The 18,452-nt window shown below is 43.2% G+C and carries 19 protein-coding genes and 2 pseudogenes; 19 read left to right on the top strand and 2 right to left on the bottom strand.

The genetic code is table 11. The annotated features are described in order from the left end of the window. The first annotated feature begins 329 nt into the window (after window positions 1-329). The 8 genes and pseudogenes from EQY75_RS06195 (at window position 330) to EQY75_RS14185 (ending at window position 6,619) form a co-directional block, all read left to right on the top strand. Window positions 330-785 carry a cold-shock protein gene (locus EQY75_RS06195; RefSeq protein ID WP_129603853.1) on the top strand — a complete coding sequence of 152 codons (456 nt, stop codon included), beginning with the start codon at window positions 330-332 and terminating at the stop codon, window positions 783-785. A gap of 269 nt (window positions 786-1,054) precedes the next feature. Then, window positions 1,055-1,534, top strand: a complete 480-nt coding sequence (locus EQY75_RS06190; protein ID WP_129603850.1) for a hypothetical protein — start codon at window positions 1,055-1,057, stop codon at window positions 1,532-1,534. 77 nt (window positions 1,535-1,611) lie between these two features. Beyond that, window positions 1,612-2,055, top strand: a complete 444-nt coding sequence (locus EQY75_RS06185) for a hypothetical protein (protein ID WP_129603847.1) — start codon at window positions 1,612-1,614, stop codon at window positions 2,053-2,055. A gap of 19 nt (window positions 2,056-2,074) precedes the next feature. Next, window positions 2,075-3,945 (top strand): annotated as a pseudogene (locus EQY75_RS06180) (adenylate/guanylate cyclase domain-containing protein). A gap of 59 nt (window positions 3,946-4,004) precedes the next feature. Beyond that, window positions 4,005-5,105 carry a nickel-binding protein gene (locus tag EQY75_RS06175; RefSeq protein WP_129603844.1) on the top strand — a complete coding sequence of 367 codons (1,101 nt, stop codon included), beginning with the start codon at window positions 4,005-4,007 and terminating at the stop codon, window positions 5,103-5,105. 112 nt (window positions 5,106-5,217) lie between these two features. Continuing rightward, window positions 5,218-5,699 (top strand): annotated as a pseudogene (locus EQY75_RS14200) (FAD-binding protein); the annotation flags it as partial. Window positions 5,700-5,714: 15 nt separating this feature from the next. Then, window positions 5,715-6,239, top strand: coding sequence for a hypothetical protein (locus EQY75_RS14190; RefSeq protein WP_246020042.1), 525 nt, complete (start codon window positions 5,715-5,717; stop codon window positions 6,237-6,239). Between the two features lie 35 nt (window positions 6,240-6,274). Continuing rightward, a complete protein-coding gene (locus EQY75_RS14185; RefSeq protein ID WP_246020041.1) occupies window positions 6,275-6,619 on the top strand; it encodes an FAD-binding oxidoreductase in 345 nt (114 codons plus the stop codon). A gap of 44 nt (window positions 6,620-6,663) precedes the next feature. On the opposite strand, the gene EQY75_RS06165 is transcribed toward EQY75_RS14185, so the two are convergent. Next, the gene (locus EQY75_RS06165) at window positions 6,664-8,856 is read right to left on the bottom strand and encodes an amino acid permease (RefSeq protein WP_129603841.1); all 2,193 of its coding nucleotides are present in this window, start codon (window positions 8,854-8,856) and stop codon (window positions 6,664-6,666) included. A 209-nt stretch (window positions 8,857-9,065) separates the two neighbouring features. On the opposite strand from EQY75_RS06165, the gene EQY75_RS06160 reads away from it, so the two are divergent. The 10 genes from EQY75_RS06160 (at window position 9,066) to EQY75_RS06115 (ending at window position 17,387) form a co-directional block, all read left to right on the top strand. Next, a complete protein-coding gene (locus tag EQY75_RS06160; protein ID WP_129603838.1) occupies window positions 9,066-9,758 on the top strand; it encodes a hypothetical protein in 693 nt (230 codons plus the stop codon). Window positions 9,759-9,827: 69 nt separating this feature from the next. Continuing rightward, window positions 9,828-10,661 carry a GIN domain-containing protein gene (locus EQY75_RS06155; RefSeq protein WP_165200542.1) on the top strand — a complete coding sequence of 278 codons (834 nt, stop codon included), beginning with the start codon at window positions 9,828-9,830 and terminating at the stop codon, window positions 10,659-10,661. 22 nt (window positions 10,662-10,683) lie between these two features. Continuing rightward, window positions 10,684-10,890, top strand: a complete 207-nt coding sequence (locus tag EQY75_RS06150; protein WP_129603832.1) for a lipopolysaccharide assembly protein LapA domain-containing protein — start codon at window positions 10,684-10,686, stop codon at window positions 10,888-10,890. A 1-nt stretch (window position 10,891) separates the two neighbouring features. Beyond that, the gene (locus EQY75_RS06145) at window positions 10,892-11,452 is read left to right on the top strand and encodes a DUF4251 domain-containing protein (protein ID WP_129603829.1); all 561 of its coding nucleotides are present in this window, start codon (window positions 10,892-10,894) and stop codon (window positions 11,450-11,452) included. 172 nt (window positions 11,453-11,624) lie between these two features. Further along, window positions 11,625-12,542, top strand: coding sequence for an EamA family transporter (locus EQY75_RS06140; RefSeq protein ID WP_129603826.1), 918 nt, complete (start codon window positions 11,625-11,627; stop codon window positions 12,540-12,542). An 80-nt stretch (window positions 12,543-12,622) separates the two neighbouring features. After that, entirely contained in the window at window positions 12,623-13,609 is a 987-nt protein-coding gene (lpxD, locus tag EQY75_RS06135; RefSeq protein ID WP_129603823.1) for a UDP-3-O-(3-hydroxymyristoyl)glucosamine N-acyltransferase, read from the top strand. A gap of 99 nt (window positions 13,610-13,708) precedes the next feature. Beyond that, entirely contained in the window at window positions 13,709-14,446 is a 738-nt protein-coding gene (locus EQY75_RS06130; RefSeq protein ID WP_129603820.1) for a hypothetical protein, read from the top strand. A gap of 157 nt (window positions 14,447-14,603) precedes the next feature. Then, window positions 14,604-15,803: a PQQ-dependent sugar dehydrogenase gene (locus EQY75_RS06125; RefSeq protein WP_246020039.1), complete on the top strand. Its 1,200-nt coding sequence runs from the start codon at window positions 14,604-14,606 to the stop codon at window positions 15,801-15,803. 136 nt (window positions 15,804-15,939) lie between these two features. Continuing rightward, window positions 15,940-16,551 carry a DUF2892 domain-containing protein gene (locus EQY75_RS06120; RefSeq protein WP_129603817.1) on the top strand — a complete coding sequence of 204 codons (612 nt, stop codon included), beginning with the start codon at window positions 15,940-15,942 and terminating at the stop codon, window positions 16,549-16,551. A 320-nt stretch (window positions 16,552-16,871) separates the two neighbouring features. Beyond that, window positions 16,872-17,387, top strand: coding sequence for an Hcp family type VI secretion system effector (locus EQY75_RS06115; RefSeq protein ID WP_129603814.1), 516 nt, complete (start codon window positions 16,872-16,874; stop codon window positions 17,385-17,387). An 11-nt stretch (window positions 17,388-17,398) separates the two neighbouring features. Here the strand turns inward: EQY75_RS06115 and EQY75_RS06110 are convergent, their stop codons facing one another. Beyond that, window positions 17,399-18,040: a DinB family protein gene (locus EQY75_RS06110; protein WP_129603811.1), complete on the bottom strand. Its 642-nt coding sequence runs from the start codon at window positions 18,038-18,040 to the stop codon at window positions 17,399-17,401. Between the two features lie 130 nt (window positions 18,041-18,170). Here EQY75_RS06110 and EQY75_RS06105 point away from each other — a divergent pair, with 130 nt between their 5' ends. After that, window positions 18,171-18,452, top strand: a complete 282-nt coding sequence (locus EQY75_RS06105) for a hypothetical protein (protein WP_129603808.1) — start codon at window positions 18,171-18,173, stop codon at window positions 18,450-18,452.

Below are 18,452 nucleotides of genomic sequence, written 5' to 3'. Positions count from 1 at the left end.
TCAAGTTCTCATCGGATAATTAAATAGGGTCCTTCGGACAGAAATTTGATACACTCGTCAGTAAGAACACTTCTAAAATCAACTTATTCCTTTCTTTTGGTTCCAGAATTAAGGGAAGGGCTCTATTACAACCAGGGCTTTCCGCGAAAGAAGTTAGGTTTTCTGTTTCCCCTCCTGCGATAAATTTGGGTGAAACAAAGAACATAACCAACCAAACCAATTAAAAAGGGCGCCGGGAGCGCTCTTTTTTATTCCCCAAATTTGGAAAGCAGCACAATTCCTTGTATGTTGAAAGGAGACTTATTACCTTTAAACACTTAAAATCAAGAATGGCAAGATCGCAGCAGACCTATAGTAAAGGGGAAAGAGAAAAAAAACGCCTTAAAAAACAAGAGGAGAAAAGAAAGAAAAAAGAAGCCAGAAAACTGGCCGCTAAAGAAAATCCTCAGGGAATTCCTTTAGCCTACGTAGACCATAACGGCAATCTCGTAGACAGCCCACCAGACCCCTCTCAAAAGGTTGAAATTGAAGCAGAAGACATCGTTCTGGGAATTCCGAAAAAAGAAGAGGGGGATGAGGAACCATTCGATCCAATTCGCAAAGGAAAAGTCTCTTTTTACGATAATTCTAAAGGATTTGGCTTTATAATAGACTCCGAAACCCAGGAAAAATACTTCACCCATGTCAGTGGCCTCATAGATGAGATCGCAGAAAGCGACTCCGTTTCCTTTGAACTGGAAAAAGGCATGAAGGGCATGAATGCCGTCCGTGTTAAATTAGTCTGATTTCTTTGGAAATTTCAGTAATAAGGTAGTCAGTACTTCGCGGGAGGTAAAACTTACCTATGCTAACTTTTGATTACTTCAACTCCACGCCTTAGTGTCAGATTTTTTTTTTATCCTCTTCTGCAAAAGTCTACATGTAATTGACTAAGTTATTGAATAGCTAAGTCCTTAGGGTGGTTGGCCCCTGAAATTATCAAGATAATTTATTATCTTGTATAGCTCGGCATAATTTTTTGCGCCGTGTAACCACCAACCTAAAAACCTAACTCATGAAAACGCACCACTTTAAATCCGTATTGTGTTTTGTCTTAATGCTTTTGTTTTCTGTTCTGTCCTTTGGGCAGTCCAAAGCTAAAACCGTCGTGATAACCCTGATTGTAGACCCTTCTGAATTAGGCGACGAACCAAATGATCCCAAGGGGTTGTCCTTTTTTGAGATTGATCCCGGTGCCACCGAGGTGATATACAAAATGGACCCTAAGGATTTTACCGTGACGGTTGACAAAGGAACCAAGATCAAATGGCAGGGGATAACCACTACTGGTGAGAACGTCAGGATATTGAAAATTCAATATAAAAGTGGGGTAGATACTTTCAACGATAAAAATATACGCCGGTGTTTGTTTGGTAAAAGGGTGAGAAAAACGACAAAGCGCAGCACCGGTGAAGGCTATTACGTGTATCAGATCAAATTCAGGCCGAAAGGGAAAAAGCGATTTTTTCTCGACCCGAAGATCAGAGTAGAATAGGCGCTGCGAATTTTACAATTTTCCGAGAAACTATTAAGTCAGTTTATAGTAAATGAATTTTAACCGGTTAATTCCTTATGAGATCTTTCAAAGTCTATTTTGGATTTCTTATATTTTTCTATTTCGGTTTAGTCACAGCCCAGGAAGAACATAAGATCAGTATTCTTATTGATACTAAAAATGCTTCTCCTGAAAATACAATTCAATGGTCGACAGGCGAGAACACTAAAGTACTAGACTCAGGAGAGGAGGATCCCTTTACCTTTTTTGCCCAGGTTGGAGATCACATACGCTGGGACGCAATGTCGCTTACAGAACCTGATGTTCCTATACTTATAACAAGTTTGCAATACATCAGGGGACCGAGAATATTTAGCAAAAATCTGCTTAGCGGAACTGCGGATACGGAAGCGACAGTCATTAGGGGAGGTAAGGAATATTATATCTATGAACTCAAATTCCGAATAGGTAAAGCCGGTAGGGTACACCAGATCACTTCCAGAATTAGGGTAGGAGACTAAAACTCAAAAGAAATCAGTCATGAGGCAAGAACAAATATTTTCCTTTTGCTCCAGGGCCAGGATATGCTTTTCTTTTTGGCTGGTCTTTTTTCTCTGTCAGATAGGTTTTTCACAAAATCAGATCATTTCCGATAGTTTGGTTCTGCTTTACGAATCTGGTTATTACGAAGATGAGGACCTTATAAAAATATTAAGTGATATAGCCGCTAAAAGTCCGGATCCTGATCAATCCCTAGAATACTGTGAAATTCTGCTCAAAAAAGCGGTGGAATTAGACTCTGCCATGGGGATCTACAGGGCATATCTTCAACAGGGTAATGCCTATGAAACCAAGGGCGAACTAAGTGAATCACTCAACAGCTATTTTAAGGCTGTAGACAAGATTACTACTATAGGAAACAAGAAGGAACTTGCTAAAGTATACATTGCAATTGCAGGAGTCTATGCGGGTATGGATAACAGACAGAACCTCATAGAGTACTATTCCAATGCTCTGGATATCCTGAAAAATGTAGATGAGACTTATTACGCCATCTCCATGGAAAACCTGGGTGATGTATATCTCACATGGCAACAACCGGATTCTGCACTCCTGCTTTTCGCTCGTTCGGGCCTCATATTTGAGAAATTAGGAAATCAGACTTACCTAGCCTACAATACAGGAAATAAAGGGCTAGCATACGCTCAAAAAGGGCAATATGAAAAGGCAGAATCATATATTGGAAAGGCTATATCCAAATTAGAAGAGATTGGCAATTATCGTGCTGTATCTACATACCTCACAGGTATGTCTGAGATCTATGCCGCAAATAATGATTGGGATTCTGCTTTCAACTCTTCGCTTAGGGCACTGAAAATGGCTCAGAATTACGGCCTCAAAGCAGAAATAAGTTCGGCCTATTTAAAGCTTTCTGAGCTGTTTGAGAAAACCGGATATTCCTCAGCTGCTCTCAAATACTATAGAAATCATATCATTTATAGGGATAGTGTACAAAATATCAGTGAAGTGCAGGAAATGAATAATAATGCAATGGCCAGAAATAAGATAGAAGAAGACCTCCTTAACCAAAGACTGAAAACACAAAGGTTAATTGTTATCGCCACCGCTGTTGCTTTATTTCTTATAGTTTTGCTGGCTTTTGGCCTGTACCGACGAAATATCTACATCAAAAAGACCAATGCAGTCATTGCAGAGGAGAAAGACCGCTCCGATAAGTTGCTTCTGAATATCCTTCCTGAGAAAACGGCAAATGAACTCAAGGAATTCGGAATGGTTAAGGCGAAAAAATTCGAATCGGTTACCGTGCTGTTTACCGATTTCATTTCATTCACTCAACATTCAGAACAAACTGATCCTGAATTGCTGGTGAACACTATTGGGCTCTATTTTAATGCCTTTGATGACATCATAGAAAAATACGGACTTGAAAAAATTAAGACCATAGGGGATTCGTACATGTGTGCCGGTGGTTTGCCTGAACCGCTGGAAGATCACGCTAACAGAATGGTGAATGCGGCATTTGAATGTATTGCCTTTGTTGAGGAAATGAAAACAAAACAAAAGAAGGGAACACCTGTTTTTGATATGAGGGTTGGGATAAATACAGGTCCTGTAGTTGCCGGGGTAGTAGGCCACGATAAGTTCTCCTATGACATATGGGGGACACTGTAAATGTGGCTGCCAGAATGGAACGAATGTCTGAGGGGGGTAAAATCACGATCAGCGATTCTACCTACCAACTGATCAGGGGCGAATTTGACTGTGAGTACCGGGGAGAGTTTGAGGTGAGAAACAAGGGTACAATGAAACTGTATTACGTAAGTGGTAAACGGAAGGAAAACAGGCCTGCTGTTTTAAGTGGAATGGAGAGGGATGAATATAAAGGTTAAAGGAGTTTTGATAAGACAAGATCAACAGAATTCGCTATCTTAAAGAAAATTAGTTGCGTATGCCCATTTATATGGATCGTCATGATATTCCCGATGAGATCAAGCCGGAGCATGTAGCTAAAATGCATCAGGAAGACCTCAAGGTTCAGCATTTGTATGGATGTAAAGGGATGACCTATTGGTGTGATAGTGAGAGGCATACTGCCTTCTGCTTAATTGAAGCACCAAACAAAGAAGCCATTCAGGAAATGCACAACCACGCCCATGGTGAATTTCCCCACCAGATTATTGAGGTGGATGAACATCTTGTTGAGTCTTTTCTGGGGCGAATCGAAGATCCTAAAAAAGGGGAAAATGATGACCTTCTGATCATTGACGACCCTGCTTTTCGGGTGATCATGGTTTTGGAGGCATCCAATTTTATCAACAGACTCGAAGGCAAACAGCTTTCAATTTTTACCCAAAAATTCCATCAAAGCGCGACAAAAGCGTTCGAAAAACACGAAGGAAGTATCGTTAGGGAAAATGATAAATCCTATCTCGTGTCCTTCAGATCTGTATCCAACGCTGTACTATGCGCGTTAAAGATCCAGACAAAATTCAAATACAGCTATCCTAAAATTGATTCAGAACACAAAAGGTTAAAGATCGGAATTTGCCCCGGTATGCCCGTAACTGATAAGGAAGGGATTTTTTCTGAAGCCGTGTTCCTGGCCACACAAATGTGTGAACTGATGAAGGATGAAATCATCATTACCTCTTCCGTCAAAGCCATATACGAAAATGAGAATAGGAACGCTGTAATTGACACTAATTCCATAAGAGTTCTCAAACCAAGGGAAGAGCAATTTTTACTTCGATTAGTCGAATTTTGTGAATTACACTGGAACTCTTCCAGGTTTAACCTCACAGAGATGAGCAGAGCCTTGGGAAACAGCGTCTCCCAGATTTATCGAAAGCTTAAGAAATTAAGTGGTAAAGCTCCAAGTGTCTTTATGAGGGAGTACCGACTACACAAAGCTCTGGAACTGATACACAAGCAACAGGGCAACATCTCTGAAATTGCCTTTGAAACGGGCTTTAACAGTGCCGGATATTTTGCGAAATGCTTCCGTGACAAATACGGGATCTTACCTTCTAAATACGCCCAATTAGTATAAACCTGCCCTGATATTTTTTCAATTTGCATGAAAAATGCAAGTTTTTGATTGAATAATGGAGGCCCCGGGAACGGTATTAACGTAGTTTTGATTATAACCAAACCAAATAGCAATGAGCAATACGATTAAAAACCTCAAAGAAGACAGAATTTCAGAATTTTCTGCAAAACTAAGGGGCAGGACTATATTCCCCTCAGATAAAGAGTACGAAGAAACCTGTAAAATTTACAATGGGATGATTAAGAAGTCCCCGGGTATGTTCGTGATGTGTGTTGATGTAGCGGATGTAATTGCCTCCGTCAATTTTGCCAGGGAAAATGACATTTTACTCGCCGTCCGGGGAGGAGGCCATAACGGGGGTGGATTGGGTTTGTGTAACGATGGCCTGGTCATTGACCTTTCCGGGATCAAATTTGTCCGAGTGGATACTTCTGATAACACGGTTCGTGTGGGGGTGGAAACCTATGGGGAGAAGTAGATCACGCTACCCATCCATTTGGCCTGGCTGTACCTGCCGGGATTATTTCCACAACGGGAGTAGGCGGATTAACCCTCGGGGGTGGCGTAGGTCATTTATCCCGTAAATTCGGACTTACCATCGATAATCTTTTGGAAGCAGATATGGTTTTGGCCGATGGATCTTTTGTCACAGTAAATAAAGATCAGTATCAGGATTTATATTGGGCTATCCGTGGCGGAGGGGGAAACTTCGGAGTAGTTACCTCGTTCAAGTTTCAGGCACATCCGCTTAAAACCGTATATGGTGGACCAACACTCTGGCCTGTTGAAAAAACCCCGGAAATTATGGCCTGGTACCAATCGTTTATTGAATCGGCACCTGAAGACCTGAATGGATTTTTTGCTACAATGGTTATTCCCGGACCTCCGTTTCCGGAATCCTTGCACCTAAAAAAATTCTGCGGGGTAGTTTGGTGCTATACTGGGGATGCCTCAAAAGCGGAAGAAATTTTTAAACCCATTACAGAAATGAACCCAATATTTCAGCATGTGGGAGAAATGCCATATCCGGCAATACAAACCATGTTTGATGGCTTATTGCCTCCCGGGCATCAGTGGTATTGGAGGGGGATTTTTTCCATGACCTTAATGGAGATATGGGCGCCCAGCATTTAAAATTTAGCTCGCAAATACCGACACCCCTTTCACAAATGCACCTTTACCCAATCACAGGAGCCGCTGCAAGAGTAGGGGCAGAAGATACGCCCTGGGCATACAGGGACGCTAAATATTCAGGGGTTATAGTTGGAGTGGATCCCGACCCCAGGAATGCAGAAAAGATCACTAAATGGTGCAAGGATTATTGGGAAGGATTGCATCCCCATTCCTCAGGAGGGGCGTATTCAAATTTTATGATGAATGACGAAGGGCAGGCCAGGGTAAAAGCCAGTTATAAACATAACTACGATCGCTTACAAAAAATCAAGGCAAAATACGACAGCGGAAACCTTTTTAGGGTAAACCAAAATATAGTGCCTGCAAAGGCGATGGTCTGAGGAAAATAGTTAAATAAAATCTTATAAGAATACTCTACCCGGATCTAGGCCAAAATACTTTCATGTCCTGAGTCTTTTACAAAGAGGCAGGAGCTATTGGTCTTATACACCATTTCTTTTACGAAGTGGAAACTCAGGTTTTCCTCCATACCAAAAATATTCAAATCAGCGGATGGGGCGTTCTCTGCGATATTTTTAAAGTCGCCGACAAAAACCTCTGTTATGGTCAGCGGTAGTCGGGCCAGATTGATCAGGGAATTCAGAAAGTTTCTCGCATTCTCTTCCTCCTTGGGATCGCTGATCACCGTGATCAATCGTATCCGCGCATTCCAGTTGGTTTTGAGTTTGTAGGCAATCAGCAGCGAAAGATCGAGGTTGCCAATATCCCAGCCTAAACTCCAGTTGTTTTGGCGGTCACTGAGCCAGACATTGATCATATTTCGTTCGCCCAACAGAGCTGTTGGGTGGGCTACGTAAAGCAATACCCCCGTTTCAAGTCGAATAGATTCTTTGATGATGGGCCTTACTTCTTTTTCATAATCGTCGTGTTCCTGTAAGTTGAGAAAAATAACATTGGGCCTAAAAAAGGCTCCTTGCAATGCCTGACTCGCGTAGTTGATCCCTTTTGTAAATTCTGCCGTGTGGATGACCGTCCAGGATGAGAACACTCCTTTACCTATAAATGATTCGGAAAGGTGTGCCAGCTGCCTGGCCAGGGTACTTTTTTCAGAATAGGGTTCAATTCCCAATAATTTTATGGAGCCCGTGGGTTTGGCAATATTCCTGAGAAATTCAAAAATACCTTTAACTCCATTGATATCTCGTACCGGGACCATTAGGTTGGGTTTCCATGCCCGCTGCTGCATTTTTTTCATCCCCCAGGTATGTTTCGCGGCCCACTCTGCAAAGGAGACGAAAAGGCCTGATCTCACATCTTCAAAAGGCGTTTCCAGGTTTTGACGAGACAGATACCAGTAGACTATAAATACGATCAATACCGAGAGAAGGCTCACTGAGGGATTGATGATAAACATGGCAAAAACAGAAGTAATCAAACCTATCCATGGAACCCATCGATGGATCTTGAAAACAGGCCGGTAACTGATAAGCCCAAGATTTTGTTCAATAATGACCACAATATTGATCATGGCATAGGTGATTAAAAAGAAAAGGGTAACCAAAGGGGCCACAGCGTTTAAATTGCGCAGTAACATGGTGGCAAAGATGAGGATGCCGGTAATGATCATGGCATTCCTGGGCTGGCCATTGGCACTTTGTCCCGCGATAAACTTGGAGTAGGGCAGGACCTTGTGTTCGCCCATGGCAAATAAGATCCTTGAAGAACCCACAATGGATGCCAGGGCAGAAGAAAATGTGGCACCGAGGATTCCCGCGAGGATCAATGGGCCGAAGGCTGCTTTTTCAACTATTACGTAATAATCTGAAACCAGTTCGGCTTCACTGGCGCTTCTTGCCAGCCAATAGGCCAAAGCCATGTAAATCACAAAGCTTACCCCAATGGCCCACAAAGTACCCACCGGAATACTTTTTTTAGGGTTTTTTAGTTCCCCGGACATGTTAGCACCGGCCATTATACCAGTGGCAGCCGGAAAAAAAACGGCAAAAACAATCCAAAAATCACTTCCGCTAAAATCATTCTCTGCTGATCCCTGAAAAGAACCAAAACGGAGGACCTCTTCATTGGTTTGGAACATGGATCCCTCATAGGCCGCCCAAATAATTGAAATAAAGGAAAGCACTATGATTCCCATAATGATGTATTGTGTTTTGATGGCCAGGTTGGCACTTACATAGGCGATCCCAAAAAGGATAGCAAAAACCAGGACGTCTACAAGGAAGGGATTGTGGTCTGGAAATATACCCAGCCAACCTTCTCGAAAACCGAAGATGTACATGGTTACGGCAAGACCCTGGGAGACGTAACGAGGAATCCCCAGACTTCCACCAACTTCAAGTCCGAGAGCCTGAGATACTATGGCATATGCTCCTCCCGCCCCGATTCGGATGTTGGTGGTAATGGCCGACATGGAAAGGGCAGTACAGAGGGTAATGGCAAAAGATATCAGGATGATAAGCCAGGCGCCCAGCAGGCCGGCGTTGCCAATTACCCACCCAAGCCTTAAATACATGATTACCCCGAGGATCGTAAGAAGGGTAGGGGTAAATACACCTCCGAAAGTGCCGAATTTCTTTAGTTGTGAAGGGTTGGTATCCATTCTTGGTTTTTCTCGATCAACTTCTCAGTAGAAATATAGGTATTATTCGCGATCATAGAGAGTAGCGGGATAATTTTTATAACAAAAAATGCCATCAGGCATGAGTTATTTTAGGTCTGACTATTAAAAAAACAAATTACATTTGAGGTGTTATTACACAGGTTCAACTCCTATATTAAGACAGCTGAACTATTTAGAATCACACGCCTATGCCAAAGACCAATTATAGTGTTGAAATACTCCAGTTAAAGGCTGTTCAGGAAATACCCGGCGCCTGGACAACCCATCATTTCAGGGAGCTTTTAAAGCATCTGGAATACGAAGGCGTGGAAGAGATCGCTGAGAATGAATTAAAAGAGATGGCCTGTATGGCGCTTTCTGATTTTGAGAAGGAAGAAGCCGTGGAAAAAGTATTGGAATTCCGGTTGGGAGATAAACTCAAAAGTGGACAACGCAAAAACCTGGGAAATGAGATGCAGGAAGATCCGTTGTGGGTGGAGTATTCGGATATCGCCCTGCACGAAGAGCTCTTTCATGTAGGATGTATATTATTCTGGTCTTTTCCCAGAAATTTCCCTGCGCCGGACATCGCAAAAGTGGTCCTTAAAATCACTCCTGCCAATCCGGAATCCAAATCCGATCTTAGTCGGCCAACAGCCGCCTTACTCTGCAGAATACTAAACGACGGGATGGATGAGAATACCATCATGAACCGACTCTTTGACGAAAGTCTGGAAGGGAATGCCTTTCCGGAAGCTGAGCATATCATCTGGCAAATGGAAGCTTCAGGGTACGACCCCGAATCTGGGACAGTTACAGTAACTCTGTATACTTCCTGGAACTGGGTGGAAGACCTGAAGGGGGTTCAGAAATTTGAGTCTTCCGCTTATCCTGATGCATAGAAGTTCCGGAGGTTACCTCAAATTTAAATGTGTAAATAAATGTGTATATTATAGTAGATGAAAAATAAAATGAAGATAAATACAGTAGCCATAATTTTGTTGTTTTTCTCAGCTCAGGTCGTTCTGGTAGCCCAAAAGAAACCCAAGATTCAGGGGAACAAAGAAGTCATTCAGGTGAGCAGGGAGATACTAGGGACTTTTAATGCGGTGGAGATTGATGACGGACTTGAGGTAAATCTCAATGCGGGAACAAAGAATGGCTTTATTATGGACCTCGACTCCAATCTGGCCGATATCGTCCAGTTTTTCGTTGTCGATAGCGTACTAAGGGTGTATACCACGCACAATATCACCAGCAAAAAGAAATTAGATATTTATCTGAACGTAACTTATCTGGAGCACCTAATGCTTAAGAATGACGCCAGGGTGATCTCAAAGGACCCCATAAGAGCGAGTCGGTTTTACCTGGTGGGCTACAACTCGAGCCAGTTTGAACTTGGCATTGAGGCAGATGATGTTACTGTGACCTTACACAGAAACGCAGGGGGTAAGCTCGATATCATTTCTGAGAATACCACTATCATTATGAACGACCGCACCGATTTAAAAGCAAATCTGGAAACTAAAAATGTAAGGGTAACCGTAAATAATTCTGCAGATCTGAAGTTGGATGGAGAAGCTGACTACGCCGCTTTTAACCTTAAGAAATCTTCCACGCTTGATGCTCGCAAAATGCAAGTGAGTTCAGCAGACCTTTATACTTCCAACAGTGCGGATGTTTACGTAAATGCCTCAAAGAATCTGGAAGTATATGCACAGGGGAGCAGTAATGTATATGTGTACGGCAACCCCAATGTGGAAATCAAAGGGTTTACCGACAAATCTAAAATTATTAAAAGGTAGCCGCCGTAAAAATTAAAAGTTCATGAAGTTTAAGTCCTTCATCCTTATTGTTTTTGTTATCCTGATCGTTATTTTTTCCGTTCAGAACGCCGAAGTGACGGAAGTAAATTTTTTAATTTGGAAAATAGCGATGTCTAAGGTACTTGTTATCCTCGGCAGTTTTGGTATTGGAGTCCTGGTGGGGATTCTTGCTACTATTAAAAAGAAAATATCTATAAATAAAATATAATATGTTGATTTATAGAAATATATGCTGTTTTATATTTATTATTACTTTAGTTTTTAGTTGTGGTTCTGTAGCCGATAAAAGTGCTTCAGAATCGTCTTTAAAGGCTCTTAATAATCTGGTGACAAGCAGGTCTGTCGAGATCGAAGCTGATTGGGCCTTTCCCTTGATGACACAGGGCATTACCAGCGTCGCTAATTCCGGATTGCTGTTGCCCGGCAGCAATGCCAACAGGATCGACCTGATGGGAAATTCGAATTACCTGAGGATAAAGGGAGATAGTATTGACGTATCATTGCCTTATTTTGGAGAACGACAGATCGGTGGGAGGTATGCCAATAGTGATGTGGGCATAAAAGTTAAAGGGGAAGCCATGGAATATCAAGTAGAAAAAGAGGAGAAAAAGAATGCCTATCGCATAAAATTTTCATTGAAGGATGAAATAGAAACCCTCCAATTTTATGTGACCCTGTTTCCAAGCGGGAAGGCGAGTATAAATGTAAATAGCACCCATCGGTCCTCCATCCGCTATGATGGAGATGCTGTTCCTCTCCTTGATGATTAAGCCGGGATGTCATTAGTATCACATTGATTTTATTTTTACTATGCTCACTCAAAGGAATAAATGGGAAGTGGATTCCTGACCGCCGCTATACCTGGAACAAACAATAGTCGGTTGTAACTGCAGTCCGGAGACAAAAAAATAGTACTATTGTAAGCGCTAAAAAGCGCGGAGTATGGAAACAAAAAAGCAATTTCCTTTAATCATTGCAGCCTTCTTTGCCATCTATGTGATTTGGGGCTCTACCTACCTGCTGAACAAAATAGCAGTCTCCGAATTACCTCCTTTTTTACTCGCAGGCATTCGTTTTTTTACGGCCAGTATTCTCGTTTTTATCATTGCGGCCCTGATGGGAAAGTCGCTGAGGATCTCATTAAATCAATTGAAGAATACCGCACTTGCCGGATTCCTTTTTTTAAGCTTTGGGAATGGGGTAGTGGTCTGGGCCCTGAAATACGTCGATAGTAATTTCGCAGCCCTTGAAATATCAGCCCAGCCGCTAATCGTCCTTTTGATGATGTGGATACTGCAGGGCAAAAAAATACAACCCATGTCACTGGTGGGGGTGGGATTAGGCATTATTGGGATCTACTTGTTAATCAACCAGGATATCGTCATTGAACAGGAAAATGCCTGGCTTGGCATAGGCCTTATTTTTCTTGCCATGCTCGCCTGGGCTTACGGAAGTCTTTTTGTACAAGGCGCTGATTTTCCCAGGAATTATTTTGTAAATACCGGATACCAGATGTTTACTGGGGGAATTATGCTTGGCCTGATGAGCCTTGCTTTTGGGGAAGGGTGGAGCAATCCTCTAAACTGGCAGCCTTCAACCCATTGGGCCATGCTGCTTCTGATTATTTTTGGGAGCATTGTTGCCTTCACCTCTTTTAATTTTTTGCTCAAAAAAGTATCTCCCGAGAAAGTAGCAACTAACACCTATGTGAACCCTATAGTGGCCATGATTCTCGGGGCTTATTTTCTCGCGGAACCCATTACGACCCAGTCGATCATAGCGGCCTTTATTTTACTGACAGGGGTCTATTTTATCAACACCAAGAAAAAATTAGTTTTACTCGGCAGGTTCCGAAAATAAGGACTGCGGCTGCCATCGGTGCTGTCTTTGCACGAATGCCGACTAACCAAAATAGTAGTACATTTAAAAAAAAGAAACCCATGCAACAACTTACGGTTAAAGAGATCAATACGCTTGTCAACGGAGAAGTAGTAGGCGAGTACACAGGCACCATCACCGGACTTGAACGGATAGATAAAGCCGGAGTAGGGGAGCTGACCTTTATCGGAAACCTTAAGTTTAGTAAAAAATGGGATACCTCCGAGGCCAGTGTGGCCATCGTTTATGAAGGCATAAAAATTGATCCCGGAGCAGGGAAAGCCTTTATAAAAGTAAAAAATCCCGATCTGGCGATGGCCCAGGTTTTGGAGGTCTATTTGCCGGACTCACCCCATTTTGAAACTGACATCCATCCAACCGCAGTGATTGATGAGTCGGCCCGAGTTGGTAAAGGCTGCCGCATAGGCGCCAATACTTACGTAGGTAAAGGAGTGATCCTCGGAGAAGGGGTAACGCTCTATCCCAATGTATCGGTATTTGACCATACCAGCATCGGAGACCACACCACTGTATGGTCCGGAACGGTGATCCGGGAGAGAAGTGAAATAGGGAAGCATTGTATTTTCCATGCCAATGTGAGCATAGGTGCCGATGGTTTTGGGTACCGACCCAGTGAGCAAGGGCTGACAAAAATTCCGCATATAGGTCATGTTGTAATCGGAAACCATGTGGAGATCGGGGCGAATTCCTGTGTAGACCGCGGTAAATTTAGTGCTACGGTATTGGGAGATGGCTGTAAGATTGACAATCTGGTGCAAATCGGCCATAATTCTGTGCTGGGCAGGTTTTGTATTATGGCCGGGAACAGTGGCCTGGCAGGCTCTGTGACGCTGGGCGATGGGGTGGTGATAGGAGGCAGTGCTTCCATTAAGGACCATACCACCATCCATTCCGGAGCCACGGTAGGGGCAGGATCCGGGGTCATGAACGATGTGGGCCCCGGTAAAACAGTGGTGGGTTATCCGGCCTGTGATTCCCGGGATATGCTGAAACAATGGGTGGCTCTTCGCAAACTGGGGAAGTCGTAAACTCATCTTCGGCTTAATTGGGGTTAAGCGCCTGAAAAGCAATAATTAAGAGCGGCACTCGTTCTTGTCTTATTGTAACAAGTATCAAAAAACCCCACCATGAAAAAATTCCGCTTTTTAATAGGCACAATGGCCTTTTTATTTATTCTAAGCGCCCACGCCCAGAACAATTACCACAAGGGCACACTACACTTTAAAAAAGGAAAAACCCAGGAGGTCTATATCGAAATAGACTTTGAATACCCACAGCGATTCCAGCAGGGGATTACCTATATGGAACCAAAGGACTTTGAAAAGTACAAGAGCACAGGGAAAATGAAAGGGAAGATGAAGCAAAAGATGGAGCCGAAACACTTTCAAGGCTTTTCCCTGGAAGATGGACGTGAGTTCAGAACCGTGTGGTATTCAGACCTTACCGGCAAAGCCATCAAGATGATCCCAAAGCGAATGACGCTGGAACAAGTGGCAGATGGCAGCATAAAAATGTACAAGCTTTACAGCCGAACCACGGGTAAGATCAACAGTGAATTGGCCAACCAGATCTTTGACAACCGGGAAAATCTGGTGAGTTATATCCAGGACAATTTCCAGTTACTTATTTTAAAAGATAAAAAGAACCCGACTAACGTCATGCACATCAACCTGCTGAATTATATCGGAGACAATGAAAGAGTAAAAGACAATTATACGAATAACCATTACGGGCTGCGCAATCAATTCACAGAACGGCAGAAAATGGGGAAGTATGTAAATAAGGAATACGAAGCCGCCTTTCTGGCCATGATCAACGATTACAACGAAGAGGCTGCAAGCAATTCTGCTTCAGATTCGAGGTAAACTAAAAAACAATATACATACAAATGGGATTTTGCCGTAATAGGGCAGGATCCCATTTTTTATGCCCTTGTTTTCCCTGAAAAAAGTAAAAAGAGTGATGGCAACTCAGGGATTGTTTGTTAAGTTTGATGGTAATTTGTGAATCGTAAACACTCTGATGATGAAAAATCCATCTTTTGGCTTGGTCTTAATGGCTATGCTATCGCTTTTGGTCTATTCTTCCTGTAAAAATGAGGAAAAGCCCACCACTACAGAGGAACCTTTGGTGGAATACGACGAAGTTCCCAGTACCCTGCCTATAGAACGATTGAAATTACCAGCCGGATTTAAGATAGAAGTATACGCAGACAGTATTGACGGTGCCCGTTCCATGGCGATGGGAGAGGAGGGGACCCTCTTTGTAGGGACACGAAACGACGAGACGGTCTATGCCATTCAGGATCTGGATAAAGACTACAAGGCAGATCACGTTACCATTCTGGATTCCACGCTTTCAGTTCCTAATGGGATCGCTTTCAGGAAGGGGTCGCTTTATGTGGCGGAGGTAGGCCGACTGTTGCGTTATGACAGTATCGAATCCAGGTTGGGCAATCCGCCGGAACCTGTTGTGGTCTATGACGACTATCCCAACGAGTTTCATCACGGCTGGAAATATATTGCCTTTGGTCCGGATGACAAATTATACGTACCGGTAGGTGCACCCTGTAATATTTGTGATTCTACCAGTTCGGATAAACGATTTGCCAGTATTACCAGAATGGATCCCGATGGAAGCAATAGGGAAATCTATGCACACGGAGTACGTAATACGGTAGGCTTTACCTGGCACCCGGAGACTGAAGAACTTTGGTTTACCGATAACGGCCGTGATATGATGGGGGATGACATCCCGCCATGTGAACTCAACCGCGTAGCCGAGGCAGGACAGCATTTTGGTTATCCCTTCTGCCATGGGGGTACTGTCAAAGACCCTGAATTTGGCGATCTGAGGCCTTGTTCTGATTTTGTTCCTCCAGTTCAGCCGCTTAATGCCCATGTGGCACCCCTGGCCGTAAAGTTTAAGTCGGGCTCCATGTTCCCAGAGAATTTCAACAATGTCGCCCTGATCGCGGAACACGGTTCCTGGAACCGCTCAAAGAAATCGGGATACAGGATCTCCATGGTGGAGCTGCAGGATAATAAAGCCGTGAGCTACACCACCTTTATTGAAGGCTGGCTCGATGAGGAGAGTCAGGAGCAATTTGGCCGACCCGTAGACCTTTTGTTTTTAAAGGATGGCTCCCTGCTGATCTCTGATGATTACGGAGATGCCATCTACAGGGTTACTTACGATGGCATGGGCACTTTGATAGAGTAGGAAAGCTTATTTTAGAACAAAGCAACTACGGTATTTAAGTCCTGCTTCCGGTATTGTTGTATTTTTTCCTAATAGTAAAAAATCTGAAAATTTTGTATTTTAGAGGGGTTATCTACAACTTCTAATTTGCGCAAAGATGCTTACAAGTGTAATTATATCTGTCATTGCCGGTACGATTTGCCTGTTGCTGGCCATTTTTAATCAAAAGAATGCCAGCCTCAGGATTACCATGGGGATCATTGGGATTGTACTGCTGTTTTACGGGGGCTATGGCTATGGTTCTTTGAATCTTTTGCCGGTTATTGAGACCTATGATACAGGGAACACGGTAGCGGTAGAATACCCGATTACCAAAGTGCAGGTGATCTCCCCGGTTGAAGGCGATTCTGTAAGCTGCCGAATTCTCACCATGGGGGTCTATCCGGAAAATCACGAAAAGGATATCTGGGTGCTCTTAAAACCCTCAGACAACAAGTTTTACCCACAATCTGATTATACCAATACTTCCTATAAGGAAAATGGCAAATGGCAGGTAGTGACCCGCTTTGGCGGCGACCAGGGCGAGGCTTATGATTTGTATGTCTATGAGGCAGACAAAGCGGCGTCGCAATTTTTTAGCGAGACCATTGCACAATGGAAGGAAGCCGATGATTATGAAGGTTTACAGCAGCAGGAACTCCCGGCAGGTATTAAGGAGATCGACAGGAAACAGGTACACCTGGCGAGGAATTGCAGGGGGATTCATTGACGGAGAATCTCTCAGACTTAAAATTCTTTTCTGTAAACTTAATTGCTTTCGCAAAACGGCTTTGACATCATATCTGCCAATATAGTCCTGCGGCCGATAGCTGCAATTATGTAAAATGCAAGCATACGCCGTTTTACACATTAGTGATATTTGTTCTATAATTTATATTATGTCAAATAGAATATTTCAGTACCTGCCCTCTAATATCGTTGAGCTGTTTAAAAGTTTTAGATAGCCACACCCTACTTACTTAGAGTTGCTTCCTGCTTTTTTCATTTTTTGTATCTTATTCTCACCAACTAATTTTAAACATCGATACCATGAAAACAAATTCTATTGTATTGACCACATTAGCGCTCTTGTTTTGTGTTAGCCTCTCTTTTGCACAAAGCGCGTATTTAAAAATCGGGGATATCAAAGGAGAATCCACAGAAAGAGCTCATAAGGACTGGATTAATATTGAGAGTTTTAGTCAGGGCATTGCCAAGGCAGCAATAGATATGGCATCCGGGAGGCAACGAAGGGCTGCAGACTTTGAGGATGTGATGATCAGTAAAAAAGTGGACAAGGCCACTCCCCAACTCATGGAATTATGCGCCAAAGGACAGGTGATTCCGGAGCTGGAACTGGATATGGTGACCGCCAATGGCCGATTGTATTATAAATTAACACTGAACAATGTGCGGGTAAAAAGTGTACGCACGTCTTCTGCCGGGGATGCGCAAGGAACTTTGGTAGATGAAGTAGCCTTTGGTTTTTCCAAAATCACCTGGGAATACTGGGATAGCGAGGGTAACAAAACAGAAACCTCCTACAATATTCAAACCGGAATGTAATGGCCACTTAATTAACGCTTTAGCGTTCTAAAGCGTATTAAATTTAGAATAGCCCGGGGCTGAATCCCCTTTATCCTCAGGTATACAATAGCCTGAGCCCTGTGATGTGTGGTATGCCCTTCCCCCCGCAGGATAAGGTCGAGATTACTATGGCCTTTCAGATACCAGGGTTTTACCCGCTGCTCCCCTTTGGCCAGCATCCCATCCGTTAAGGTGCTTATGCCCGCAATGGCGTAGTCAAATGTTTCCGAGACATATGTCGCTACCAGGGCCTTATTGGTAGCAGCAGCTCTTTGTTGCAGCTTATCGGGTTGCATCAGGTTGATGGGATCAGGACGTTCCAGCCAAAACCCGGCTTTCAACAGCGCCTCATAATCCGCATAGGTTTCGGTATCCAGGAGAATACCCAGAAACATATTATTGGTAAAGCCCAGATGTAAAAAATGCTGGGCAAAACTCATCTGTTCGGCAGTGGGTGAAAATTCCAGCAATTCTGCAGGCATGGCGTCCAGCACTGCTAAGGTGTATTCCTTAGACCGCTTCCATCGCTTTATCAAATCAGCGATTAAAGGGTTGTCAGCATCAGGTATTTTTGAAGATATTAGTGCGAGGGGCGCAACGCCCATCAAACTCAAGAGTACTCTGCGATTCATTTTGTCAATTTTGGAAACTTAGCATAGCTAAAAATACCGAAATAAAGTTTCCCTTTAAATTTGGTATCTTTAAAGGGATTAAAAACTGATTAATAATTACTGATCTATAACCTCTTAAACCCTTAGTACTATGAAACGAGTAAAGCTATTTAAATCCCTGAGTCTGGTGGCACTGCTGTTTGCCTTCCTTACCGCCGGTGCATTGACCTCCTGCCGCGATACCAAGAAAAAAGAAGAAGCAGAACAAACGGAGGCAGCTGCTGAGGCAAGCGAACACCCTGAAGGAGAAGAACATCCTTCCAAAGAGGGTGAAGAACATCCTGAAGGCGAAGAACATCCTTCCAAAGAGGGTGATGAGCATCCATCAGGGGAAGAACACCCCACAAAAAAGGATTCGGTTAGCGGAGAGTAA

Source organism: Muriicola soli (genome assembly GCF_004139715.1).
GTDB classification, from domain to species: domain Bacteria; phylum Bacteroidota; class Bacteroidia; order Flavobacteriales; family Flavobacteriaceae; genus Muriicola; species Muriicola soli.
The sequence above is the reverse complement of the archived record's forward strand: the minus strand, read 5'-3'. Positions and strand labels throughout refer to the sequence as shown.